We start from the raw sequence: 24,425 nt of genomic DNA on the forward strand, positions 1-24,425 counted from the left end.
TTAACTCTAAACTGAGTCATGCAGGGTAAATGTGTCGTTGCGCGCACAAGCCGGAGCCAGTGAAGATGCGAGTGTTTCTGAAATCTGCGACGATGCTGCTGTTGCTTGGGTTCCTGGTGGGCTGCCAGGTCGAGCGCCGCAAGAGCGACCAGGAATTGGGCCTGAACGCAGAGCAGGCGCGTGGCCGCCGCGTCTACGACAACCAGTGCATACGCTGCCACGAGCCATACTCGTCGCGCGAACTGCATGGGCCGAGTCTGGCAAAGACTTACAAAAAACCTTACCTGCCGAGCGGAATTCCCGTAAACGATGACCGCATGCGCGACGTGATTCTCATGGGTAAGACCAAAATGCCCGCCTTCAACCAGACGCTGACCGAGAAGCAGTTGCAGGACCTGCTCGCCTATCTCAAGACGCTTTGATACATATGTCACAGTGGGCCGTGGCGGAAGTCGTGAGTCCTAGCACGGAGCGGCCGCATCGTACAATAATAGAAATCTCATGGCCACCACTGAACTGATACAGATCGATCTATCGCCTTTGAAGTCTGTCCGCAAGCCTGAGTGGTTGAAGGCGCGCGCACCCATGGGCGAGCAATTCCATGACCTGAAACGGTTGGCACGCGGACTGAACCTGCACACCGTCTGCGAGTCGGCGCAGTGCCCGAACATCGGTGAGTGCTGGAACCACAAGACGGCGACATTCATGCTGCTGGGCAACCTGTGCACCCGCCGTTGCGGATTCTGCGCCGTGCCGAAAGGGCGTCCGGAGCCGATCGACTGGGACGAACCCCGCCGTGTGGCTGAAGCCGTGGAAACCCTGGGACTGCGTTTTGCGGTGGTGACCAGCGTCAACCGCGATGACGACAACCTTGGCGGGGCCAAGATCTTTGCCAATACCATCACGGAGATTCACGCACGCGTGCCCGAGTGTAGCGTGGAAGTGCTGATCCCTGACTTCCAGGGACACGAAGATTGCCTGCGCGTCGTCCTTGAGGCGAAGCCCAATGTCCTGAACCACAACACGGAAACCGTTCCACGACTGTATCGCGTAGCACGCTCCGGAGCGCGCTACGAGCGAACTCTCGAGCTGTTGCGCCGGGTGAAACAGATCGATCCAACCATAGTGTCGAAGACAGGCTTGATGGCCGGACTGGGTGAATCGACTGAAGAACTTCTCGAGGTCTTCCGAGATCTGGCCAAGCAGGATGTGGACATTCTGACCATCGGACAATACCTGCGTCCGTCGCGCGATCACTTGCCCGTGGCACGCATGTATACGCCCGAGGAGTTCCGTTTCCTCAAAGACGAGGCGATGAAGATGGGCTTCCGTCACGTCGAGTCCGGGCCGCTTGTGCGTTCGAGTTATCACGCGCATGAGCAGGCGGAATCCACTAAAGGCGTGCGACTCCTTTAGCCGCTGCGGCAGGAGCCCTCGCCTGTCCGCTGATCGAATGCAAATTACTCATGGCACGGTTCCAGCCGTGCCATTATCTTTGTAGCGAACAACTGTAAATTCAGCGGGTGCAGTGCGCCCGCAATCTCAGCGGGGAGCGCACATGAAAACCCTTCTCGGCGGGTTGGCGATTGGAAGTGCAGCCGGCATTCTGGCTGGCATGGTCGGCGTAGGCGGCGGAATCATTATCGTACCGGCGCTGGTCTACTTCTTCGGGATGGACCAGAAGATGGCGCAAGGAACGTCGCTGGCCGTGTTGTTGCCGCCAACGGGGTTGCTTGCTTTCATGCAGTACTACCGTGCCGGCAATGTTGACCTGAAGGTTGCGTCTCTAATCGTGGTCGGCCTGCTGCTGGGAGGATGGTTTGGTGGAGGATGGGCACAGCAGCTATCAGGGCCGGTACTGCGCAAGGGATTTGCCGTGATGATGATGTTGGCCGCCGTGAAAATGTTCTTCCAGAAATAGACAACCAGAACCAATCACAACGAAGCATTGCAAAAAAACGGCCCGGCTTTATGCCAGGCCGTCAATCAGTAACGCTTCTATGTGCCGGGTACTTTACCAGACGCGGCATGCATTCTTACGGACCAAGGGCGCTCCCGCCTTGCAGTTAAACGCTTTTTGGAATTCCGGCATGTTGGAAACCGTTCCGTTCACGCGATACTTACCGGGTGAATGTGGATCGACTTGCGCCAGCATGCGCGCAAACTCCGGCGTTTCGTTCTGGCACCACACCTGGCTGTACCCGATGAAGAAGCGCTGTGCCGGCGTAAAGCTGTCCATAGCCTTTTCTGCGTCCGGGCCAAGCCGGTCCATTAACGCCATGTAAGCGATTTTGACTCCGCCGTTGTCGGCCGTGTTCTCGCCCAGCGTCAACTTGCCATTCAGCTTCACATCATCTACGGCCGTGTAGCCGTTGTACTGGTCAACGATGCACTGCGCGCGTTCATTGAACGCCGTGGCATCCTTCTCGGTCCACCAATCGCGCAGGTTGCCGTCGGCATCGAACTGGCGACCCTCATCGTCGAAGCCGTGCGTGAGCTCGTGACCGATTACCGCTCCGATTCCGCCGTAGTTTGCCGCTTCGTCACCGCTCTTATCGAAGAACGGCGGTTGCAGTATCCCGGCCGGGAAATTGATGTTGTTCTCCTGCGGGTTGTAGTAGGCGTTGACGGTGGGCGGCGACATCTCCCACTCGGTGCGATCGACCGGTTTGCCAATCTTCTTTAACTGGCGCTGCGTTTCAAAGGCGTTAGCGCGCAGAGAGTTGCCGAGCGCGTCATTGGGAACGACGTTCAGCAAACTGTAATCGCGCCACTTCTCGGGATAGCCGATCTTGTTGGCGATGGCCTGCAACTTAACGGACGCCTGCTTCTTCGTTTCCCCGGTCATCCACGGCAGGTCTTTGATGTCGCGTTCGAGAGCCTTTTCGAGCCCCTGCACCATGGCGAGCGTGCGCTGCTTGCCTTCGGTTCCGAACGTGCGGTCCACAAAAGCCTGTCCAAGAGCTTCGCCAAGATCGTTGTCGGTGTAGGAAACGCAACGCTTCCAGCGCGGACGAATTTCTTTGGCGCCAGTCAGAATTCTGCCGTTGAAGTTGAAGTTCTCCTGCACGAATTTATCCGGCAGCATGCGAGCAGCAGTCTGCAAGAGGTTCCAGGTGAGATATGTTTTTACGTCCTGTAGCGAATTGTTGGCAACGACCTCGTTCATGCCCTTGACGAAATCGGGAACGTAAACATTGATCGCATCGAATGTCGGCGACGATGTGTTGGCGATGTACTTGTTCCAATCGAAGGCTGGGCTGAGCACCACCAGTTCCTTGATGGACATCTTGTGGTAGAGCTTATTGGGATCGCGACGGCTGACGTTATCCAGGGAGGCCTTTGCGAGGGCAGTTTCAATGGCCATGACGGTCTTTGCCTTGGCCGCGGCGCTCTCCGTGCTGTCGCCCAGCAATTGAAACATATTCTGCACGTGCTGAAGATATTTGCTGCGCAGATCTACCGACTTGGGGTCATCCTTGAAGTAGTAGTCGCGCTCCGGCAACCCGATGCCGCCCTGATCGGTGGCGGCGATGACCATCTTCGCGTTTTTTGCGTCCGGCTCTGACTTAAAGTTGAAGAACGCATCGATGCCGTTCTGATGACCTTTAGCAAGATAGGCGGGCAAATCAGCCTTGCTCTTCAGTGCAGCGATGCGGTCCAGTTCCGGCTTCAGCGGCGCAGTTCCCTTCTGCTCAATCGCCGTTTCATCCATACACGCGGCGTAGTAATCGCCGATCTTCTGGTCCACGGCACTGCGGTTTGCGCTCGTGGTAGAGGCATTCTCGAGAATGGAGCGCAAGATCAGCCGATTGTTCTCCCCCAGTTCATTGAAGCGGCCCCAGATGGGCTGATCGGAAGGCACGGGGTTTTTCGCCCTCCAGGTGCCGCAGGCGTATTGATAAAAGTCCGTGCAGGGATCGACCGACTTGTCCATGGCGCCGAGGTCGAAGGTGGAAATTTTGGAAGGCTCTGGGGCCTTCGCCGAAGTAGTCGATTTTTGAGCTGCTGAGATCGTTACCAGCAGCAAGACCGCGGTGGCGGTCAACGTGAAACGACGCATGCGTACCTCGCTCCAATTAATTTCAGCGACAAGCGTTCAGCTAACGTTCCATACGTTGGAGGAACGCCGAAAGTTCACCCGCAGCCAACCCAGACGTTCATTCCAGAAAAGCTGGTGCCTAAACACGAAGGAGACTCGGCTGGACCGAGTCTCCCAAAGATCACTGTAAACGGCTTACCACACGCGGCACGAGTTCTCGCGAACCATCGCGTCCCCGGCCTTGCAGTTGAAGGCCTTGCGAAACTCCGGCGAGTTCGAGACCACACCATTGACGCGGTACCTGCCCGGCGAGTGCGGATCGGTGAGGGCGAGCACGCGTGAAGTCTGGCCCAATACGTTCTGGCACCACACCTGGCTATAGCCGATGAAGAAGCGCTGTGCCGGCGTAAAGCCGTCCGCAACCTTCTCGGCGTCCGGACCGAGCAAGTCCATCAAAGCGATGTAAGCAATCTTCACCCCACCGTTGTCGGCCGTGTTCTCGCCGAGCGTGAGCTTGCCATTCAGTTTCACTTCGCCTTTGTCGTCCTTCACGGCGACAAAGTCTCCGTATTGTTGAACCAGGCAGTCGGTACGCTTTTCGAATTCCTTGCCATCCTGTTCGGTCCACCAATCGCGCAGGTTACCGGCGGCGTCGAACTTGCGTCCCTGGTCGTCGAAGCCGTGCGTGAGTTCGTGTCCGATCACCGCGCCTATGCCGCCAAAGTTCACGGCATCATCGACCGCGCGGCTGAAGAACGGCGGTTGCAGAATCCCGGCTGGGAAATTGATGTCGTTCATGGCGCCGCGGTAATAAGCATTCACCGTGGGCGGCGTCATGCTCCAATCTTTCACATCCGTTGGCTTGTTGATCTTCTTGTAGTTGCGTTGCGCTTCGAAGTTGGCAGCGGCACGTACGTTGCTCACCAGGTCATTTCGCGTGATCTTGACAGTGCCGTAATCCTTCCACTTGTCGGGGTAGCCGATGTTGTTAACGATGGCGCTGAGCTTTTCGATCGCTTGCTTCTTGGTTTCGTCGCTCATCCAATCGAGCTGCTGGATGTTCTTGCCCATGGCGGCCTCTACGGCCTTCACCAGTTTCAGGGTGCGTTCCTTGCCGTCAGCGCCGAACGTCTTTTCGACGTAGAGCTGCCCAAGCGCTTCACCCAACGCACCGTCGGTCATTTCCGTGCAGCGCTTCCAGCGCACGGAGAGTTCCTTCTGTCCGGACATGTACTGTCCGGTGAAGCGGAAATTCTCATTCACGATGTCCGACGACAGCACGGCGGCGTGCGATTTCAGGGTTTTCCAGCGAAGATACGTCTTCCAGTCCGCGACCGGGATGCTATCAAAATGGGTACTGATTGATTTGAAGAAGTCCGGATTGGTGACGTTCAGGTCCGCAAACTTGGGGGCGCCCGTTGCGACGAAAAACACAGTAAAGCCAAAGTTCGGGGCGAGCTTATCCAGTTCGACAACCGTCATCCGATGGTCGCGGTTCTTGGGATCGCGCAGCGAAACACGATCCATAGAGGCTTCGGCAAGCTTGGTCTCGATCGCCAGGATCGTCTTGGCATCGGCAGCCGCCTGCTCCGGCTTTTCGCCAGCCAGCTCCAGCATCTTCTGCGCGTGTTCGAGATACTTTTCCCTGGTTTCAATCGATTTCGGATCGTTCTTCAGGTAGTAGTCGCGGTCCGGAAGGGTGAGGCCGCCCTGGCTGACGCTCGCGATGGTCTGCTTGGCGTCGTGCATATCCGGGCTGGCTCCGAAGCCGAACAGAGCCGGAATGCCTACGCTCTGCATGTGAGCTACCTGCGCGAGCACATCGGCGCGAGTCTTGATCTTTGCAATGCGGTCGAATTCCGGTCGCAGTGGCTTTGCACCCAGGGCATCAACGGCCTTCTCGTCCATGCAGGCAGCGTAGAAGTTTCCCACCTTCTGCTCGATAGCGGAGTGGTTGCCGGGCTCGATCGCCTTCTCCAGCAATCCGTGCAGCACGCTGAGGTTGTACTCACCCAATTCCTGGAAGCGTCCCCAACGCGACTTGTCGCCGGGGACGGGATTTGCGCGCCGCCAACCACCGCAGGAGAACTCAAAGAAGTCGTTACAGGGATCTACGGATTTGTCCATCGCCGTTGTATCGAAACTGATAGGAGCTTTGGCGGTTTGCGATTGCGCCGGGGCGGTCTGTGCCACCGTTAGCACGGACCCCGTGGCCAGCAATAGAACTGCTACAAACTTGAAAGAGCGCATACATTCCTCGAATCGCTCAAACCTTCATTCGTCTGAGCTTCAAACTGCTGTGATTAGCTTTATGTGCTGCGACAATAATGTATTGCAAGAGTTATGAAAGCTGACGAAAATCATGGCCCAAAGCGTAGAAACGATTGTTCGACGCGCATACCCAATAAGCGTTAGCGGCCTTAAAACAATAACCGCGAACCCGAAGGCTCGCGGTTAGGCTTCTTACAAACATGCAGCTCCATATCTTCCTCATGCGCGAAGTTCTCAGCAATCTGCACGCGGACTCAACGGTTCGCGGTCACGACAGACCGCTCAGAAGATGTGGAAGCGAATTGTCAGGTACTTCTTCGGATTCTCACGGATTGCTTTTACCAGCCCACGCGTTTCCACCAGCATCTGGTCGACGTTGTTGTAGACCGAAGGATCACGCAAGAGCTTTCCTGCGCTGCCCTCGCCGGCCTCCAACCGGTCGGTGATCAAAGCCAGCTTGGTCATCGTGCTGTCGAGCTTGCGGGCAAACTCCTCATCACGCGCGAACTTTCCGAGCGCGCCTTTGCCCTGGTTGATTTGGTCTACCAACTCGTTGGCCTTGCCGATGGTCTGGTTGGCATTGTTATAGAGCGTGGGATCCTTGACGAGTTTGCCTATGGTGCCCTGCCCCTTATCGATGTCGTCCATCATCTTGCTGAGGCGGTCAACCGAGTTGTTCGCTCGGGCATATAGCTCGTCATCCTTGAGCAGTTTGCCAATGCTACCCTTGCCGGCGTTGATATCGTTAAGCAAGGTTTGCACCTGGTTCACGGAGTTGTTGAGATTGTTATAGAGCGCCTTGTCGTAAATAAGCTTTCCTACGGAGCCCTCACCGCCTTCAACAAACGCCATGATGCGATCTGCGCGCCTGAGCAGTACGTCGACATTTTGCAACGTGCTCTGGCTGGACCGCACCACATCCTGGATATCCGCAACCTCGCGCGAACGTAACGTGTCACCGTCTACGACCGGTTCGCCTTTGGCCTGCGTGCTGTCGAGGTCGACAAAGGTTTCTCCGAGAACTCCGGCCGTGCTGAGAACTACGGCTGTGTCCTTGCGGATGAACTTGTTATATCCGCTCTTGGTGCTGACCCGCATTTTGATCTCGACAGCGGTGGGTGCGTGCTCAGGCACGACCCGTATCTCCACAACGTTACCGACATCTACGCCTTGCAGGCGGACGGGCGCACCCGTGCGCAGTCCTCCGGCATTGTCCACGTACGCGAGTAGCGTCAGTTTCTTGGTGAAGAGCCCCTGGGTACCGGTCATAAGGAAGACAAGAACCGCCAACGTGATACTGGCAAACAGAACCGTCAACCCGACCCGTAGCTGGGCCCATCGCACCTGTTTCTGACTAGGCACACTTCCCCCAATCGTTTGATAAGCAGCGCATCATAACAGATGAATTTCAGAACGTCACTTGCCCGGAAGCTCCACAGCGTCACTCCACACGCCAATGCGGAAATGTCCTGGTCAGCGCGGCCGCAGCCATGTACGTGACTGCTCCAAACGCCAACGTTACGGATAATCCCCACTGAATCGTTATGACCATGGCAAGCACCGAACCGAGTACGCTGGATGCGGCATTCATCGCCCATGCCCACTCTACGCTGCCGCCGCTTTCCCCCGCCGCCGAGAGCGCCCGCAGTCCACTCGGAAACGGCATTCCCATCGCCAGTCCAAGCGGCGCCAGCAAGCAAGCCGATACCACCAGTTTTGCGGTAAACGGCAGGCCTACGCCCATGGCCAGCACGCGCGGCAAGACAATCACATACGCCGCGAGCGCCACGGCGATCACAACCGCCACACGCCACACGTTGCGCGGGTTCTCCAACCACCGACGCGAGAGCAAACTCCCAATGCCGCTTGAGAGCAGCATCAGGAAGACGACGACCGTCAGTGCATAGGTTGGATGGCCGAGAAAGAGGACGAAGCGTTGAATGAGCGCAATCTCCACCACGATGTAGCCAAGCCCGACGAGCACGAAGTACAGCAGTCGCCAGACGCTTTCTCCTCGCGACGGGGCATGCAGCGCCAAAGGCAGAATCAGGAACACCGCGACGGCAAGCAAAGAAATCAACAACACCATGCCGAGTACGACCACGCCAAGGTTTACCTTCCAGTCGATACCCCTCTGCAAACCTGAGCCGGTGCCGAACATCTGTCCAAGCTTCATGGTGAAGAAAAAGAACGGCGCATCGTCATGCACCGGGCCTACGTTGTAGGCGTATTTCTCGGCAAACTCGTGAGCATCGTTGGAGACGATGAGCGCCGTGAATGGATTCCAACGCAAGCGCGTGTCCACAGGATGCACTCCGGCACTCCGCGTGTGGTCCCAGGGCGAATAGATAAGCGCCAGGTTGGGATTGCGCTCCAGGTGCTCAAGGACGCCGCGCTCTTCCGCGTGCGTGAAGGGCGACTTCTTGGCCAAGACGAGTACGGGACGGCCATCCTCGTTAAGCAGCCCATCGGATACGACAAAGAAGTGCTGGCTCACATCGCCTACGCCCATGCTGCGCAGAGTCTCCATGGCGACCGAGACGACGCGCAATGCCTCACGAGGATTTTTGAACTCCCAGCGCGTGATGGCGACCATGCCATCCGGCTTCAGGTGCTCGAAGTACTCGCGGAAAGCCTCGACCGTGTACAAACTGTTCTCACTGAGGGCGAAAGCGCCGGCTGCCGTGGAAGCCCAGGTATCCACCAACGTCATCTGCACTACGTCATAGCGATCGCGCGAGTTGCGCACGAACGAGCGCCCATCGCTGACATGGATGTGAACCTCGGGGCGTTCATACAGGTGATAGGCGTATTCGGCGTAACGGCCGCGCATAACGTCGTTGGCGATAATGGGGTTGATCTCGATGCCAGTCACGTTTTGGCTGCCGTTCGCGACCGCTCGTAGTACGTCCACTCCGCCGCCCGGACCGATGATTGCAAAGTCGCCCTCCGGCCTTAGAACGTTCACCACCGACGGCGCAGCCGACATCACGCTCGACGCTCCTTCCGTCGCTTGGCCCGAGTGCGGGTCGGCATTCATGATGTAGGTAGCAGCATCGGCATCGATAACGATGGCCTTCGCCATGCCCCAGCGATCCACCTCTATACGCGAGATGGCGTTCCAGCGCGCGAACTCAACCGACTGCGGATCGCGATACAAACCCTTGGCGTAGATGATGTCGAAGATACTTCCGGAATGGTTGAATGCGATGAGCGCGAGCAGAAGCACTGCGGCACTCATCGACGCCGCCTTCAGCCCCGTAGTGCCGGCCCACAGCACTCCCGCAACTCCCATGGAGAAAGCCGCCGCAAGCACGGCATTAGGCCCTCCCACCAGGTTGAGCAGTGGGACAGTCAGCAGGCATGCGCATGCCGCCCCAACAAGATCGGCACCATAGAGACTTGTGACCCGGCGCGATTCACGCGCGAATACAACCGAGAACAGAAGCCCTGTAAAGAAGAACGGGACCGCTGCCGTGAGATACATGGCCGTAAGGCGAAAGAAGTTCCCGTAGGTGAGCCCAAGTTCAGCGCGAGTGTGCAGCACTGTCCAGAGCACGCCGACCATGGAGATGGCATTGATGAGACAAACGCTTGTCCCGAGTTGACGAAGGTCGTAACGGGCCAGCGTGCTGCGTCGCACGTAAGCGAACACGCCGCCTCCTCCGAGGCCGAGCAGCGCCACGGAGATGGAGAGGAACGCGAAATGATAGAAGAGCACTACGGAAAAGAGTCGCGTCAGCGAGAGTTCGAGCAAAAGCGCGGCAAAGCTCACGATCGCAATCGAGACCATCAACTTGCCGCGTGAGAGTTCTGCCACAACTTGCCTGGGCTGCTCAGTGCGCAAATCGGTTGGGTTCACGTATCGTGTCCTCGGCGAATAGGTTGAGAATTGCGCCCGCCCCGAATCTGCCTTTTCGTCAAGGGCACGGAACAACGACAGACTTCCAGCATGACTTTTCAGCAGCCTGTAAAGCCGCTGAAGATCAATCGCTGCTGTGATTTTCAGCGTCTGTTACGCGCAAGGCGGTCGTCAGTCTTCCAGAATGACCTGCGCAATCGCCATCTGCTCGGTGTGAGAAATAGAGATAGATGCGCGCCGTACTCCGAGCTTATGCGCAAATTCCGCAGCCTTGCCGCTGAAACCGATTGTTGGACGGCCTGAGGGTTCGCGCCTCACCTCGAAGTCGCGCCATGCGACGCCGCGCTTCCAACCTGTGCCGATCGCTTTCATAGCAGCTTCTTTGGCGGCAAATCGTCCGGCATAGCGCTCAAACTTGTTGAGCTTCGATTCGCAATAATGAATTTCCGCTTCGGTGAAAAGGCGCTGCAAGATGCGCTGTCCGAAACGAGCGATGGCCGCCTCCATGCGCGCCACCTCTGTCACATCCACTCCCATTCCAACAATCATTTGAGCTCACAGTTGAAGCAACTACATCCAGAATAAAGCAAGGTAACACATTGATCGCAAGCCATTTGGCCGCCTGACCACTATCTCTTGAAGAGCGTTGCGTTGCCACGCGGCTGGTGCATTTTTTCCAAGGCTGGAGTACGATATGCGCGCTCGAGTGATCGACGCAGTACGGCAGTATCTGAACGCAGCCCCGGTTATGCAAGTGACCGGGTCCCCCGAAGCAAACAGTCTCCTGCCTGCATCGCCCGATTCACCTCAGCTACTTTCAATGAGGGAAAGCAACATGGAACAAGGCACAGTGAAGTGGTTCAATGACGCGAAGGGCTACGGCTTCATCAGCCGCCAGAATGGAGAGGACGTTTTCGTGCACTTCTCCGCCATCCAGAGCGCGGGCGGCTTCCGCACTCTACAGGAAGGTCAGGCAGTGCAGTTCAACGTCGTCAAAGGACCGAAGGGCTGGCAGGCAGAAAACGTTCAGGTTCTTTAAGACAAGCATCCGGAGTTCAAAGGGCGGCCCAAGAGCCGCCCTTTCACCTTCAGTACCATGCCGCTGGCATGCCATCAGGCGATGAAAGATTCGAGCCGGCCCTCAGACCTGCGGTGGGAGCTTGTGATTTGTAGCGGTTTTACATGCGGCTGAAAAGCTCGAGTCTTTGAAGGGGCACGGCTTCAGGCGTGCCGTTAAGTCAGACTGAAGAGGCGACTTTACAGGCTGCTGAGGTACATCGCCCTTTGCTCCATCTCTCCCGCCGGTTAAAACAAGCTCTCTGCGTTGTAGAGCAGCTGCCCGCCCACTAGGTGCGCTTCACGCGTGAGTTTGTGCGTGCGAGGCGGAACCGCGTCGATGATGTGCCGCACTTCGTGTCCGTGTGCGGCGAAGTAGTCAGACACCATCATCCGATGGCATTGGAAGTACATCCGCTCGGCGCACATGATGGCCGTATTGGATTCGCTGGCGAGCGCGAGCACGCGCCGTGCCGCGGCGGCGAACTCGGGCGTGAGCATGTAGTCGGCGTAGTTGCGAAAAGATTGGCTGCGAAGTTCCGTGTGCGGTGAGTCGTCGCGGATCTTCTTGCGACGGCCGCCCAGCTCGGGCATCCACAGGTATCGAATCCCTGCTTCGGGCAGTGCGCGTTCCAAAACCTCTCGATGGAAATGTGGCAGGCGGCGCGATGCCGGAAACGCGCGTATATCGATAAGCGTGGAGATCGAGTGCGCTTTCAGCACGTCAATCAATTCATCCAGCGTGCGCGTGGAATGTCCGATGGTGTAAACGACGGCCACTGCTAGCTGGCGATGCGCTCAATGGCTGCGCGGATGGCAGCTTCTTCGGAAGGATCGACTGTTCGCAGATCGAGCAGCACACGGTCATCCTCAACGCGCGCAATAATCGGCGGCTCATTCGAGCGAAGCGCAGCCGCCAGTTCATCTGCACTGTAATTTGCAACGGTGACGGCGAGCACAGCCGTCGGCAGCGTCGAACCCGGCGCCGCTCCGCCCCCGATGACCGACACGCCATCGCGGACCTCAGCCTGCACGCGGTCGAGCGGGCGGAAAGCCTGAGCCAGTCTTTCGGCGCGCGCCCGTATTTCGACGGCATCAAGCGCGATCATGCGCAGAGCGGGAATCGCATCGTACTGCTGGCGAACATAGGCAAGCAGTGTCGCCTCCAGCGTGGCATAGATGAGCTTGTCTACGCGAAGCGCCCGGAACAGCGGGTTGGTTCGGATGCGGGCGATCAGTTCCGGCGCGCCGGTGAGCAATCCTGCCTGCGGCCCACCCAGCAGCTTGTCCCCGCTGTAGGTCACAACGTCCACGCTTGCCTGGAGGCTGTCAAAGACGTTCGGTTCTTCCGGCACGCCGAAGGTACGCAGATCGACCAGCGCGCCGCTGCCGAGGTCTTCCATGACGGGGATGTTGTGTTTGCGGCCGAGCGCGGCCAGTTCGGAAAGCGACGGCTGTTCGGTGAAGCCAACGATCTGGAAATTCGAGCGGTGTACGCGCAAGAGCAGCCGCGTGCGTTCAGTGATGGCGCGCTCATAATCCGCGAGCCTGGTCCGGTTCGTTGTGCCAACCTCTTGCAGGACAGCGCCGGACTTCGCCATGACATCCGGGATGCGGAACGAGCCGCCAATCTCTACCAGCTCACCACGAGAAACGATGACTTCGCCGCCTTCCGCCAGCGCGCTTAGCGACAGCAGTACGGCTGCGGCGTTGTTGTTGACGACGATGGTCGAGAGCGGCCGTGGCACGTTCGCAAAAATCTGACGGAAGACGCGATCCACGTGAACGTCGCGCTTGCCGCGCTCACCGGCGGAGATGTCGAACTCGAGGTTCGAGTAGCCTTCCGCAATCTCGTGCGCATGTTCGAGGACCGCAGCGCCGAGTGGCGCGCGTCCGAGATTGGTGTGGAGCACAACACCGGTGGCGTTGATGACGCGGCGCAGAGAATACGCAAACGCCTGAAGCACTTCGCGCTCCACGGCCTCCGCGAGTCCTCCTATTGCCAACTCGAGTCTCGCGTCATCGACGGCGCTGGCAGCGATCTCCGACCGCAGGCGTTCGAGCACTGTTCGCGCAGCCTCTATGACGACGGTGCGTCCTTCACGAGCGCAGAGTTCAGCGACGGCCTCGCTGCGCACCAACTCATCGACCGATGGAAGCTTGCGGAATAGATCCGATTTTGAAGTGGTCTTCACGTTGAAGCAACCAGTGTCAGGCGTGCGCCGATTTATGGCAAGTCACCACGCTGGCGCTCCAAATATTATGCGCTCCGACACAGAGTGAATACCGCGAAACCTCGTTTTCCTGAGCGAAGCGGCGAGGCCGCGGAGTCGAAGGCCCCTCCGCTCCATTGCCGATTGATTACCCGACTTCGACCAGCCCGTATCGTCGATTCCAATGTGACTGCAAGTACCTGAGCGCCCGCGTCTGCTCCTCTTGCGAAATCTCCGCGTTGGGGCCTTCCATCACTGCGCGAGCTTCACGTTTGGCGGCCTCCAGCAGTTCGCGGTCGCGGATAAGGTTGGCAACGCGCAAGGTCGGCATACCTGCTTGTTTGGTGCCGAAAAACTCTCCCGGGCCGCGAAGCTCAAGATCCTTCTCGGCGATGGCGAATCCGTCCGTGGTGCTGACCATGGTGTCCAGCCGCTGCTCAGCTTCTTCGCTGACCTTGGTGCCAGTCATCAGAATGCAGTAAGACCGGGCGCTGCCACGGCCGATGCGCCCGCGCAACTGGTGCAACTGCGACAGGCCAAAACGTCCGGCGTGCTCGATGATCATCAGTGTGGCGTTCGGGACATCGACACCGACTTCGATCACGGTGGTGGAAACCAGGACGTTTGTTTCCCCGCGCTGGAAACGGCGCATCGCGATCTCTTTCTCATCGGCGTCCATGCGCCCGTGCAATAGTCCAACCTTGAGGTCCGGGAAGACGCTCCGGCTCAGTTCCTCGTACATCTTGATAGCAGCCTTGAGCTGTACGCGCCCTTCTTTCGACTGCGCACCACCCGACTCCTCACCATCCTTGTTGTCTTCGCTCGGAGCCTCCTCAATCACGGGATAGACGACGTATACCTGCTGGCCCGCGGCGACGACCTTGCGCGCGAAGGCCCAGACTTCTTCGGAGCGCTCGTCCGATACGCGGCGCGTTGTGATCGGAGTCCGTCCGGGAGGAAGTTCGTCGAGCACGCTGACGTCGAGGTCGCCATACAGCGTCAACGCAAGCGTTCGCGGAATGGGGGTTGCGGTCATGACCAGCGTGTCCGGCACCCCTTGGTTCGCCTTGCGCATGAGCTTGAGCCGTTGCATGACGCCGAAGCGATGCTGCTCATCGACGATGACGAGTCCGAGCTTGGCAAACTCGACTTTCTCCTGCAAAACGGCGTGTGTGCCGATCACCAGTTGCGCATCGCCGGACGCGATGTGGCGTTGCGTGCTGCGCTTTCGCTCAGGATCAAGCGAACCGGTCAGCAGAACGATGCGGTATCCGGCCTTCTCCAGAATGCGGCGCGCGGAGAGGAAGTGCTGTGTTGCAAGTATCTCGGTCGGCGCCATGATCGTGACCTGGTAGCCGTTCTCAATGGCGATGATCGCAGCCTGGAATGCGACGATGGTTTTGCCCGAGCCGACGTCGCCCTGCAAAAGACGCCGCATGGGACTGGGCTCGCGCATTTCTGTGGCAATCTCTTTGAGCACGCGCTTCTGTGCCGTGGTGGGATGGAACGGCAGGATACGCTTGATCGCCGAGCGCACACGATCATCGATGTGGAAAGCGATGCCGTTCTGCTGGCGCACGCGACGACGCTTCAGTTCGAGTCCAAGTTCGAGAAAGAATAGCTCCTCGAAGATGAGGCGAACGTGCGCCGGGGTGCGCGCAGATAGCAGGTCGGCGAAGCTCTCGCCGGGATCGGGCCAGTGCGCCTGGAAGAATGCCTCACGGCGCGGAGCCAGTCCCATGCGCGCTCGTACGACGGTGGGAATCGCATCCACGACGTCGTCGCTCAAGTTCTGCAATGCCCCGTGAATTACTCGACGGAACCAGCGCGACGTGAGCTTGCCGGTGGCTTCGTAGATAGGAACGATGCGGCCAATCTCAAGCGATCCCCGCATCTGCTCCTCCTCTGACGCACCCTTCGTATCCGCCGGGTCGTGCAGGATTTCGAACTGGGGCTGGATCATCTGCAGTCCGCCGCGCCCCGAACTTTTCTCTTCCACCTTGCCGTACAAAGCGACCATCTGACCCGGCTGGAAGACGTCCTTCAGATACGCGCCGTGGAACCAGAGACACGAGAGAGAAGCGCGGCCCTGCCCTGCGGTCATCTGGAACAAGGGCGCGCCCCGGGTGCGAAACAGGCCTGCGGTGCGGACCTCGGCGATGACGCTTACCATCTCGCCCGGCCGCAGTTCGGCGACGGTTCGCGGGTTGATGCGGTCTTCGTAGCGAAAAGGCAGGTAATAGAGCAGGTCCTCAACGGTTGCGATGCCCTTCACCGCGAGTGCCTCCGCAACACGCGGACCAATCCCCTTCACGTATTGAACGGATGTAGTGAGTTCGAGCATCGCAATTGAGGATACAAGAGGCGCGACGGCGAACGAAACTCGATTCCCAAATCCTCACGCAAATCGCGGGTTTTCGGGCAGGTTCGGGCTGATCGGGCTGTTGCGTAAAACCAATTGTGCCTGCTGCGGTGTCCAACAGTGCGTGCTTGTAAATACGCTGAAATCGCTGGCCGCTGTCCTGATTGGGAACGCTGTCTATTTTTTGCTGATGGTACCGATACTTCCTGCCAGTGGCCGCCATCGGCCGTTTCGACTCGATCTGGGGCTTTTGATCGATGCATGGGTCTGCCTTGTCATCTACGGCCTCATCGAACTGATTCTGCGGCGACGGAAAAAGCGGAGCTCAAGCCGGACTTGAGGTACACTATCTCTCCCGCCCCCCGGGTCCCTTGCCAGAGTCCAGTTATGCAAAGAGTCGCTATTCTGTACGACGCGAGTCAGGCCGTTCTGTCCACCTTTGATCTCGACGAGGTGCTCAACCAGATCCTCGCGATAGCACGGGACTACTTCCGCCTGCAGAGCGGCGCCATTCTCCTGCTCGATCGCAACACCCAGGAACTCCACGTCCGCGCCCAGTTCGGCGAGGAGGGCCACCAGAGCCATGCGAAGATCCGGGTCGGCGAAGGCATTACGGGAACTGCGATCAAGATCAAGCGTCCACTCTATGTGCCGGACGTTTTGTTGGATTCACGCTACATAGCGGGTATGCCGCACACGCGTTCCGAGCTGGCTATTCCGCTGATGGTGCGCGACGAAGTGGTTGGCGTGCTGGATTGCCAGAGTAGCGAACTGGACCACTTCGATGCGGAGACCGTGGACTTGCTGACCCTGTTCTCGACCCAGGCTTCCATTGGCTTGCAAAACGCACAGCTTTATTCGCTGGAACAGCGCCGCGCCGCTCAACTTGAAGCAATCAACGCTATCGCGAAACAGGCCAGCGCCGTCCTTGAACTTGGCGTGCTGCTAAAGAAAGTCTGCTCACTCCTCCTGCAATCGTTTCCACTGGATCACGTGGTCATTTTTCTGCGGGATGAAGAAGGCCGCCTGGTGCTCCGCGCGCATGATGGCACACTGACGCCGCGTCTGGCAGAAGATGACGTGCTCGCCACGGAACCGGGATGCGCCGCCCACGCAATCGACACGGGGAGCACGGTCATCGTAAACGACACTACGAGCAGTTCCTACTCATCACAGTGTCTCTCGGAGACGAAATCGGAGGTTAGCCTCCCGCTTGCTTCGTCAGGAGAAAAGCTGGGCTTGCTGATGTGTCACAGTTCGCGTGCGGAGGCTTTCCAGCACGCCGATGTGCAGGCGCTGGAATCCGTCGCCGACATTGTCGCTACCGCGATTCACAATGCGGCACAGGTCGAGAAGGTCAGACAACTTGCCTATCGCGATGGACTGACGGGCATGTTCAATCGCCGGCATTTCGAAGTCAGGATTCTGGAGGAGATGGACCGCGCCTCGCGGTATGCCGGCGGCTTGTCCGTCCTGATGATCGACATCGACAACTTCAAGCTTGTGAACGACGAGTTCGGACATCTGCTGGGCGATGAAGTCCTGCGTGAAGTGTCCAACATCTTTGCGCAGCAATTGCGAAAAGTGGACGCGGCGTGCCGCTTCGGGGGGGAAGAGTTCGCGGTCATTGTACCGGCGACGACAGGAGAGAACGCCCTGGCAGTGGCGGAGAAACTGCGGCGTGCCGTCGAGGGATGGCATTTCCCGGGTGTGCCGCGCAGGATCAGCATCAGCATCGGCGTAGCGGAATATCCCCAGCATGGCGAAACGCGTGACGCACTGGTGCGCGCCGCCGATGCAGCACTTTATGTGGCCAAGCAGAAAGGGCGAAACCGCGTGCAGTCGGCAACCATCGCCGAGGTTAGCGGCGCCAACGGCTGATATATCCCCTTAATCCTGATGAAAAAGCGCGGCCTGAGCCGCGCTTTTTCATCAGGAGGCAAAACGTGTAGGACTACTGCATTTGTTGTTCAAAAGCTTTCCGCATCTGCTCGTGGGCGCGTTCGACTTCCTTCTGCGCTTTCTCGATGTCTTTCTGACGCGCAGCCATCGCCTTCTCGGTTGCAGCGCGAACCTGCTTCAGCGTCTTGCTTACATCGACGTTTCTCATGACGTCGTCGTTCACCAGCATGGCAATGCGTTTGGACTCGCGCTCAATCTGAGGGCCCAGACGCTCTAGCTGGAGTTTGATGTCATCGAAATCGATATCGAAATCATCGGCGTTGAACAGCGCTCCGCGCATTTTCCGCACAGGAAAGACGACGGAGATGGTTTGGTCGCGCTTGTCGCGGACGATACCCAACGGCGTCGCTCCGGTGCGCGTTCGAATCGCACGGCGCCAGTCGCCGACATCGGCAATCTTTTCCTTGTCGACGCGAACGATGACATCGCCAGCCCTGAGGCCTGCGGCTTCAGCGGCGCTGCCCTTCTCCACGGAGCGCACCAGCACGCCGCGTGCGTCACTCTTGACACCGAAGAAGTCCGCAAGTTGCGGCGTAAGGTTTTCGACCATGATGCCGCTGCGGGTGGACGTCTGTACCATCACATTGAACGATGGGATATCGATGTCGCCAACCATGGGCGCCATCGGGGGCATGGGAGGAAAGGCATTGTTCTTTGCTTTGCCGATCTTGGCTGCGGGCCTGCGGGCACCCAGCGTGACCTGCACGTTCATGAGCTGGCCATCGCGGCTCACGCTAAGTGTGACATTGCGCCCTGCCGGAACTTCGTGAATCATGCGCCGTAGCTGCTCTGCACTTTCCACCTTCTGGCCGTTGAAGCTGGCGATGACGTCCTTTTCTTTCAATCCCGCTTTGCCTGCGGGAGCGTCCTGGTCCACCGCAACGACCTCGGCGCCAGTCTCTTCTTTCAGCTTCAGCTCAGCAACCCGGTCAGAGGTTACGTCACGTACGCTGACACCCATGTAAGAACCGCTGCCGCTCATGAAAACCCGGGGCTCATCATCGCGGCCCTGCGTCTCCAGAAAGCAAGTTCCCGCCACCGCTGCTGATGCGGTCAGCATCATCACAATCATCAAGCTAGTTAGAATTCCTTTTCGCATCGTATCCCTCCTACTTTGTCCTTCGGAATTCAATCTGCCCGATGGTGGTTCGAACCTTAAGCACAGGTCCGCCGCCGTTGAGAATTCCATCTGCATACATCGTCTTCGGTCCGAACTCGCCGCCTTCGGTGGTGATTTTCAACTCCGGAAAATCCGTGCGAATGCCGCGGCCCGAGGCCATCTCGCTCGCCGCATGTACCGTCAGAGGTACCGCTGCATTCAAATACACCAGTACATCGCCAGCGTTGGTGCGCAGGAATGATTCGGCAAATCCACCGCGACTGCCAATCAATTCAACCGTGATCGTGCCCGCGCCGGTCTGCGCCTGCGCGCCTTGCGAAAGTTTGAAGAGCTGAATGTTTCCGCCGACGGTTGTGGCCATCACGCGTCCACGCGCCCCGCCGAGACGGATGTTGCCGCCGCCGTTGTCCAGCACTGCGTTGCCCAGCACATCGCCGAGTTCGAGGGTGCCGCCCGCGGTCTTAGCCAGCAGGTCGCCAGCGCAATGTTGCACTTCGATGCTGCCCGCCTCGGTCCGCACCGACGCTCCCGCGGTGCTGCCGATGCTTATATTGCCACCCGAGGTAAATACGTCGGAGCGTGCTTTGGTGCTGTTGATCGCAACATTCCCTCCGCCGCTTTTCACTCCGACGCGGCCACCTACGTTGCCGATCTGTATGTCGCCCCCGGCAGTGTGAGCACGCACGGAACCGGCGACGTCATCTACGCTGATCGAGCCAGCCTGGGTTGCGACGTCGACCCGCGCCGTCGTTCCAACCACGACCAGGTTGCCGGCTTTGCTGTCCAGATAGACGGATTCCATATCACGCGGCACTTCCACATAGATATCTGCGGCGAAACGCGTGGGGTGCGCGCCGACGAAGTCGGCACGTAGGAATCCTCCGTCGACCTTGCGGCCCGCGCCGACGCGCATGCGTTCGAACTGGCGCCGCGCTTGCTGCTCCGTTGTGGCGAAGGCACGCTTTATGACAACCCACTTGATAATTTGCTTGCCGCCTTGCACCCGTATGTTGCCTAGATGCGAACTCACGCGCAGGGTGCGCGACTGCGGCAAAGTCCCGTTGCTTTCTTCCACCCAAGAACGCCCGTCGCGGTAAACGCGGGACTGCTGCGCCACAGCCGGCACGGCTGCCACGAGCACCAGCGAAATTGCCAGCACCCGTTTAGCTCCGCTCAGCCGCACGCGCAGCGCGCTCTCGAGTTGTGGACACGTGATCAAAACTTCCTCCGTACAGCCAGTGCTTTAGTCGATCTGCGGCAGGGACGCCAGCAGACGTCGCGACTCGCCACGAATGAATGTGCTCGGATCTTCCTGCGCCAACTGCTGCAATGCCTGCCGAACGCTGGTATCGGCCTTCACTGGCTCCAGTGCGTGTAGCGCGCCGGAACGTACGCCTGGATTGTTGTCATTCAGCAGCGCTTCCAGAATGGCGTTGCGCACGCGAATGTCCTGCTTCACCGAGTTCGCGAGGCCTTCCATGGCCTTCAAGCGAACTCCGGGATTGCTGTCATATCGCAGCGCAAACACCAGGGCTTCGCGAACCCGAGCATCGTCTGGCTTTTGCGTGAGCAGATCGATCGAATCCATGCGAACGCCGGAGTTGAAATTGCTGCGGCTTGCGTACAGCAGCAGCTCCTGAATCTCTGGATCGTTCACCGATCCTTGCATCTGCTGCGGGATCGTCTTTTCATACTGAATCTGAACATTGTCCGAGCCGGGCTGTTGCGTGACGCTGCGTATGCCTGAAATAGCCGATGCCGTGTGCTGCTCGGGGGTGTACACGGTGGGAGCGACTCGACCGTTCGCGGCCATGCGATACATGGTTCCCACGCCGCCACCGAAGCCAACAATAAAAATGACGGTTGCGAGCGCCGGAGAGAAGCGCACTTGAGCCAGCCAGGCAAACGGATCGAAAGTGAACCGGCGCCATCCGTGTGCCTGTTCCGTCGTTTCCAACTCTTCCTGCAACCTCATGCGGGCCGACGCTAGAAGGTTCGGCGTGACCTCAAGCTGCGGAAGCTGGTTCATGCTGCCGTGAAACTTACGAATGCCCTCCAACTCCGCCGCGCATTCGCGACAGCGGCCGACATGCTGCTCCAATTCGTGGCGCGCGTCGTCCGGCAACTCGTCGTAGAGGTAGAGCGTTACGTTATCTTTCACCCACTCGCAATTCATAAAAGCCTCAAATGCCCAGACAGCCTCAGTCCAGCTATAAACCTTCTAAATAGATCCAGCCTACCTATCTCATGTCGGACAGCGCCGCGCGCAATTTCTGCGTAGCGCGGAAAAGCGTGTTCTTGGCCGTCTCTTCCGTCGTATTCAGGGCATCGCCGATCGTCCGCAGCTTTAAACCCTGGTAATGCTTCATCTCGAATACCATGCGCTCGCGCGGCGTGAGCTTCTCAAGCGCCTTGGCGATGCGCGCGCCCAACTCGCGCCTCATAAGATCACGCTCGGGACTGGCGCCGGAGCGATCGTCGGCAACCTGATCGAGGAGGTTGTATTCCTCTCCGTGCGAATCGGTAGTGACCGGCGCATCTTCCTTGCGCACCTGCCGCTTCCGCAGGTGATCGAGGCAGAGATTGGTGACGATGCGATAAATCCAGGTATAGAAAGAGCACTCGAACCGGAAGCTACCCATGTTGCGGTAGGCCTTCAGGAATGCTTCCTGGTAAATATCCTTTGCGTCCTGCTCGGAACCCGTCAGATGCAGTGCAAGCCGCAGCACAGCATGGTCGTACTGGCGAACGAGTTCTTCGAAAGCAGCACGGTCGCCGCGCTGTGCCGCCCGGATTAGTTCCGCATCATTGATGCGGCTTAGGCTCTGCCCAACCATAAGTTCCCTGCGGGATGTCGTTACGGAACCTCGTCCCGTGATTCTGGTAATGACCGGGACTGCCACCGCTTGGGCTGGCATGACTGCTGCACCTTCGAGCCGGAATCGCAAGCAAATACTCATGCCTGCAACTATTTGGACGGAAAAGTGGTAGTTCCGTTAGCAGCTTATCTCGAGGCTGGCTACAACTCCGGAACAGCAGTTCGGTTCTTGTCAACTTTCTTTACGCTTAGAGCCAAAGAATGCACTCTGAAAAGAAATCTGTAAATAGCTGATTCCAAAAAGAAAGGACCGGAGCTTGCCTCGGGCAAGACCGGTCCGGATGCAAAAAGCGCCTCGTCCGCCGTGGGGACGGAATATGTGCGAGGTTCAACTACCGGGCGTCCGGCGGATGAAACTACGCCTCTTCTAAGTCTCTCGTAATCGTGACCTTCACCTGCGTCGTCACGTCGCGATGCAACTTGATGTTAACCGCGAACTCACCCAGCGTCTTCAGCGGTTCTTCGACCTGGATTTTGCGACGATCCACGTTGAAGCCGCGCGTCTCAAGCTCGTGCGCGATGTCAGACGAAGTGACGGATCCAAACAGCTGATCGTGCTCGCCGGACTTGCGAACAAAGTGCAGGCTGACGCCATCGAACTGCTTCGCCAATGCCTCGGCATCGCCCCGCTCGCGCGCCGCACGGCGCACCGCTGACGCCTTCATCTGCTCAATGACGGCCTTGTTCGCCGCACTCGCTTCGATGGCCAACTTCTTCGGCAACAGGAAATTGCGGCCGTAGCCCTCGGCGACCTTCACCACGTCGCCGCGCTGTCCCAGATTGGCCACATCTTCTTTCAGAATGACTTCCATTGCGGTAACTCCTCAGAGATTTTGTCGAGGTCCCCGCACCCTAATGTGCCGGGGCTGGACGTGGTCCTCGGGGACACTCCGTCCGCCATGCCGCAGCGCCGCGCGTCGGCTCGACAACAGCCCAACGCGGCTCCCGAAGCGGCGCGAATCAGACACGAGCCGCGAACGGCAGCAGCGCGATGTTGCGTGCCTGCTTGATCGCTTCCGTGACCCGCCGCTGGTGCGGCGTGCACACGCCCGTGAGGCGGCGAGGAACAATTTTGCCGCTCTCGGCGACGAACTGCGAAAGCAGTCGCACGTCCTTGTAGTTGATGCTGTCGATTTTCTCCGTGCAGAATTTGCAGACCTTCTTGCGACGGAAGAACTTGCGGCCGCCTTCACGCGGACCGCTGGAACGCTGGCCAGCTGGACGGGAGCCGCCTGGGCGGGAACCCGAAGGACGGCCCGTGTGGCCCTGTGACGGCCGATCCGTGCTCGTGGTCGGTGTCGCTGCGGGCGTCTCGCTCGTGGTCACAGCTGGTGAATCCTGTTTCGTTGTTTCGTCTGCCATAACTCTCCTTCGAAGGCGCGTCAGTCGCGCCTTGCTCAGCCTCGGTGCAATCACCTTGGCACGGCGTCCAGCACGCGGCCGGATCGCTCGACAATTCCATGACCCGCGCTCGCGCACGGCTTGAATCTTTGTTCGCTCACTGCGCCGGCCGCCAGCAGCTGTCGCGGGCGACGGACGACGTGGGACGATCAGGCATTGGGGAGAGCCGACTCAGCAGCGTTGGCAGCTGCTTCTGCAGCTTCCGCGGCGGCCTGTGCCTGGCGACCCTGGCCTTTGACCTTCGAGTCACGCAACGCCTTGACCTTCGCCAAGCGCTTCTGCTCGTCGTCAACGCGCACCGTGATGTACTTGATCACCTGCTCGGTCACGCGGAAACGGCGCTCGATTTCCTTCACCAGGTTACCGGAGCCCTCGACGATTAGCAGGATGTACATGCCTTCGTAAAACTTGCCGACCGTGTAGGCCAGGCGGCGCTTGCCCATGCGCTCGGTGTTCTTGACCGTGCCGCCGGCATTGGTGATGTTCGTCTCGATGGTGGAGATGAGCTTATCCAGATCATCTTCGACCAGGTCAGGACGAACAATGAACATCACTTCATAAGTACGTTGCTGCATTCTGTCTTCTCCTGGAAGAACGGCCGCGCCGTCTCCCTCGCTGCAATCTCGTTCAACTCTCGGCTGGCTATTCGACCGGTGCGTCCTGGTTCACCGCTTTGCGATTGAACCGGTTCATCGCCGCCGAGGCGCCTTCGTTCAGGATGACGGTCACGGCTTGTGCCGCCGCGTCCAGCGCCTGATCGATCGCCGGGTACTGCACCTTGCGGAACTGCGAAAGCACATACTTGGCGCCGTCCCGCATCGGATGGTCCGGCGCAATTCCCAGGCGCACCCGCAAGAACTCCTGCGTGCCAAGCGCGCCAATGATCGACTCCACGCCGTTATGGCCTCCCGAGCTTCCGCGCGGCCGAACTCTTATGCCGCCGAACGGCAGGTCCAGATCGTCATAGATCACGATCAGGTCCTGCTCTGGCGCCACTTCGTACTCGCGCACCAGCTCGCGTACCGCCATTCCGCTGAGGTTCATGTAGGTTTCCGGTTTCGCCAGCACCACTCCGTGCCCCGCGATCCGTCCCTTACCAGTCAACGACCGGCAGTGCCGGTTGTCCACCCCTACGCCACACTGCTCAGCAATTCGATCAACCGCCAGAAACCCCATATTGTGCGGCGTGAACTGGTACTCGATCCCAGGATTTCCAAGACCAACGATCAGCTTCACCGATCCACACCCTTCTAGGGGT

At 58.8% G+C, this 24,425-nt stretch carries 21 protein-coding genes; 5 read left to right on the forward strand and 16 right to left on the reverse strand.

Annotation, left to right across the window (positions count from 1 at the left end; genetic code table 11):
- The first annotated feature begins 65 nt into the window (after positions 1 to 65).
- From VN622_03380 to VN622_03390, 3 genes are all read left to right on the forward strand, one after another.
- Positions 66 to 422 (forward strand): cytochrome c, encoded by a 357-nt coding sequence (locus tag VN622_03380; protein HWR34899.1) that lies wholly within the window; start codon positions 66 to 68, stop codon positions 420 to 422.
- Between the two features lie 79 nt (positions 423 to 501).
- Positions 502 to 1,416 carry a lipoyl synthase gene (gene lipA / locus VN622_03385; protein HWR34900.1) on the forward strand — a complete coding sequence of 305 codons (915 nt, stop codon included), beginning with the start codon at positions 502 to 504 and terminating at the stop codon, positions 1,414 to 1,416.
- 142 nt (positions 1,417 to 1,558) lie between these two features.
- Positions 1,559 to 1,921 (forward strand): TSUP family transporter, encoded by a 363-nt coding sequence (locus VN622_03390; GenBank protein HWR34901.1) that lies wholly within the window; start codon positions 1,559 to 1,561, stop codon positions 1,919 to 1,921.
- Positions 1,922 to 2,014: 93 nt separating this feature from the next.
- Here VN622_03390 and VN622_03395 read toward each other — a convergent pair whose 3' ends face one another.
- From VN622_03395 to acpS, 5 genes are all read right to left on the reverse strand, one after another.
- A complete protein-coding gene (locus VN622_03395) occupies positions 2,015 to 4,063 on the reverse strand; it encodes a M13 family metallopeptidase (protein HWR34902.1) in 2,049 nt (682 codons plus the stop codon).
- Between the two features lie 174 nt (positions 4,064 to 4,237).
- Positions 4,238 to 6,292: a M13-type metalloendopeptidase gene (locus VN622_03400; protein ID HWR34903.1), complete on the reverse strand. Its 2,055-nt coding sequence runs from the start codon at positions 6,290 to 6,292 to the stop codon at positions 4,238 to 4,240.
- Between the two features lie 303 nt (positions 6,293 to 6,595).
- Positions 6,596 to 7,675, reverse strand: coding sequence for an MlaD family protein (locus VN622_03405; GenBank protein ID HWR34904.1), 1,080 nt, complete (start codon positions 7,673 to 7,675; stop codon positions 6,596 to 6,598).
- A 79-nt stretch (positions 7,676 to 7,754) separates the two neighbouring features.
- Complete coding sequence (locus VN622_03410; GenBank protein ID HWR34905.1) at positions 7,755 to 10,175, reverse strand: hypothetical protein; 2,421 nt, start codon at positions 10,173 to 10,175, stop codon at positions 7,755 to 7,757.
- Positions 10,176 to 10,346: 171 nt separating this feature from the next.
- Positions 10,347 to 10,724: a holo-ACP synthase gene (gene acpS / locus VN622_03415; protein HWR34906.1), complete on the reverse strand. Its 378-nt coding sequence runs from the start codon at positions 10,722 to 10,724 to the stop codon at positions 10,347 to 10,349.
- Positions 10,725 to 11,010: 286 nt separating this feature from the next.
- Here acpS and VN622_03420 point away from each other — a divergent pair, with 286 nt between their 5' ends.
- Positions 11,011 to 11,214 carry a cold-shock protein gene (locus VN622_03420; GenBank protein HWR34907.1) on the forward strand — a complete coding sequence of 68 codons (204 nt, stop codon included), beginning with the start codon at positions 11,011 to 11,013 and terminating at the stop codon, positions 11,212 to 11,214.
- Positions 11,215 to 11,480: 266 nt separating this feature from the next.
- Here VN622_03420 and VN622_03425 read toward each other — a convergent pair whose 3' ends face one another.
- The 3 genes from VN622_03425 to recG all read right to left on the reverse strand — a co-directional run bounded on the left by VN622_03425 (position 11,481) and on the right by recG (position 15,788).
- Positions 11,481 to 12,011, reverse strand: a complete 531-nt coding sequence (locus tag VN622_03425; protein HWR34908.1) for a DUF488 domain-containing protein — start codon at positions 12,009 to 12,011, stop codon at positions 11,481 to 11,483.
- Between the two features lie 2 nt (positions 12,012 to 12,013).
- Complete coding sequence (gene selA, locus VN622_03430) at positions 12,014 to 13,426, reverse strand: L-seryl-tRNA(Sec) selenium transferase (protein HWR34909.1); 1,413 nt, start codon at positions 13,424 to 13,426, stop codon at positions 12,014 to 12,016.
- Positions 13,427 to 13,592: 166 nt separating this feature from the next.
- Positions 13,593 to 15,788 carry an ATP-dependent DNA helicase RecG gene (recG, locus tag VN622_03435; GenBank protein ID HWR34910.1) on the reverse strand — a complete coding sequence of 732 codons (2,196 nt, stop codon included), beginning with the start codon at positions 15,786 to 15,788 and terminating at the stop codon, positions 13,593 to 13,595.
- Between the two features lie 405 nt (positions 15,789 to 16,193).
- Here recG and VN622_03440 point away from each other — a divergent pair, with 405 nt between their 5' ends.
- Positions 16,194 to 17,687: a sensor domain-containing diguanylate cyclase gene (locus VN622_03440; protein ID HWR34911.1), complete on the forward strand. Its 1,494-nt coding sequence runs from the start codon at positions 16,194 to 16,196 to the stop codon at positions 17,685 to 17,687.
- A 73-nt stretch (positions 17,688 to 17,760) separates the two neighbouring features.
- Here VN622_03440 and VN622_03445 read toward each other — a convergent pair whose 3' ends face one another.
- The 8 genes from VN622_03445 to pth all read right to left on the reverse strand — a co-directional run bounded on the left by VN622_03445 (position 17,761) and on the right by pth (position 24,403).
- Positions 17,761 to 18,867 carry a PDZ domain-containing protein gene (locus tag VN622_03445; GenBank protein HWR34912.1) on the reverse strand — a complete coding sequence of 369 codons (1,107 nt, stop codon included), beginning with the start codon at positions 18,865 to 18,867 and terminating at the stop codon, positions 17,761 to 17,763.
- Positions 18,868 to 18,877: 10 nt separating this feature from the next.
- Positions 18,878 to 20,107, reverse strand: coding sequence for a hypothetical protein (locus VN622_03450; GenBank protein ID HWR34913.1), 1,230 nt, complete (start codon positions 20,105 to 20,107; stop codon positions 18,878 to 18,880).
- Positions 20,108 to 20,131: 24 nt separating this feature from the next.
- Positions 20,132 to 21,064, reverse strand: a complete 933-nt coding sequence (locus VN622_03455) for a HEAT repeat domain-containing protein (protein HWR34914.1) — start codon at positions 21,062 to 21,064, stop codon at positions 20,132 to 20,134.
- A 64-nt stretch (positions 21,065 to 21,128) separates the two neighbouring features.
- Positions 21,129 to 21,725, reverse strand: coding sequence for a sigma-70 family RNA polymerase sigma factor (locus tag VN622_03460; GenBank protein HWR34915.1), 597 nt, complete (start codon positions 21,723 to 21,725; stop codon positions 21,129 to 21,131).
- 397 nt (positions 21,726 to 22,122) lie between these two features.
- Positions 22,123 to 22,578 carry a 50S ribosomal protein L9 gene (gene rplI, locus VN622_03465; GenBank protein HWR34916.1) on the reverse strand — a complete coding sequence of 152 codons (456 nt, stop codon included), beginning with the start codon at positions 22,576 to 22,578 and terminating at the stop codon, positions 22,123 to 22,125.
- 148 nt (positions 22,579 to 22,726) lie between these two features.
- Entirely contained in the window at positions 22,727 to 23,128 is a 402-nt protein-coding gene (gene rpsR, locus VN622_03470; protein ID HWR34917.1) for a 30S ribosomal protein S18, read from the reverse strand.
- A 188-nt stretch (positions 23,129 to 23,316) separates the two neighbouring features.
- Entirely contained in the window at positions 23,317 to 23,742 is a 426-nt protein-coding gene (gene rpsF / locus VN622_03475; protein HWR34918.1) for a 30S ribosomal protein S6, read from the reverse strand.
- A gap of 67 nt (positions 23,743 to 23,809) precedes the next feature.
- The gene (gene pth, locus VN622_03480; protein HWR34919.1) at positions 23,810 to 24,403 is read right to left on the reverse strand and encodes an aminoacyl-tRNA hydrolase; all 594 of its coding nucleotides are present in this window, start codon (positions 24,401 to 24,403) and stop codon (positions 23,810 to 23,812) included.
- Between the last annotated feature and the right edge of the window lie 22 nt (positions 24,404 to 24,425).

It is taken from the genome of Clostridia bacterium (genome assembly GCA_035561135.1).
GTDB lineage: Bacteria > Acidobacteriota > Terriglobia > Terriglobales > Acidobacteriaceae > DATMYA01.

Bases quoted from the DNA above. Each gene is read 5' to 3' on its own strand.
- lipA (HWR34900.1), top strand. From the start codon at position 502: ATGGCCACCACTGAACTGATACAGATCGATCTATCGCCTTTGAAGTCT.
- rpsF (HWR34918.1), bottom strand. From the start codon at position 23,742: ATGCAGCAACGTACTTATGAAGTGATGTTCATTGTTCGTCCTGACCTG.
- VN622_03420 (HWR34907.1), top strand. From the start codon at position 11,011: ATGGAACAAGGCACAGTGAAGTGGTTCAATGACGCGAAGGGCTACGGC.
- rpsR (HWR34917.1), bottom strand. From the start codon at position 23,128: ATGGCAGACGAAACAACGAAACAGGATTCACCAGCTGTGACCACGAGC.
- recG (HWR34910.1), bottom strand. From the start codon at position 15,788: ATGCTCGAACTCACTACATCCGTTCAATACGTGAAGGGGATTGGTCCG.
- VN622_03395 (HWR34902.1), bottom strand. From the start codon at position 4,063: ATGCGTCGTTTCACGTTGACCGCCACCGCGGTCTTGCTGCTGGTAACG.
- VN622_03455 (HWR34914.1), bottom strand. From the start codon at position 21,064: ATGAATTGCGAGTGGGTGAAAGATAACGTAACGCTCTACCTCTACGAC.
- VN622_03400 (HWR34903.1), bottom strand. From the start codon at position 6,292: ATGCGCTCTTTCAAGTTTGTAGCAGTTCTATTGCTGGCCACGGGGTCC.
- rplI (HWR34916.1), bottom strand. From the start codon at position 22,578: ATGGAAGTCATTCTGAAAGAAGATGTGGCCAATCTGGGACAGCGCGGC.
- VN622_03460 (HWR34915.1), bottom strand. From the start codon at position 21,725: ATGGTTGGGCAGAGCCTAAGCCGCATCAATGATGCGGAACTAATCCGG.
- acpS (HWR34906.1), bottom strand. From the start codon at position 10,724: ATGATTGTTGGAATGGGAGTGGATGTGACAGAGGTGGCGCGCATGGAG.
- VN622_03440 (HWR34911.1), top strand. From the start codon at position 16,194: ATGCAAAGAGTCGCTATTCTGTACGACGCGAGTCAGGCCGTTCTGTCC.
- VN622_03380 (HWR34899.1), top strand. From the start codon at position 66: ATGCGAGTGTTTCTGAAATCTGCGACGATGCTGCTGTTGCTTGGGTTC.
- VN622_03390 (HWR34901.1), top strand. From the start codon at position 1,559: ATGAAAACCCTTCTCGGCGGGTTGGCGATTGGAAGTGCAGCCGGCATT.
- VN622_03445 (HWR34912.1), bottom strand. From the start codon at position 18,867: ATGCGAAAAGGAATTCTAACTAGCTTGATGATTGTGATGATGCTGACC.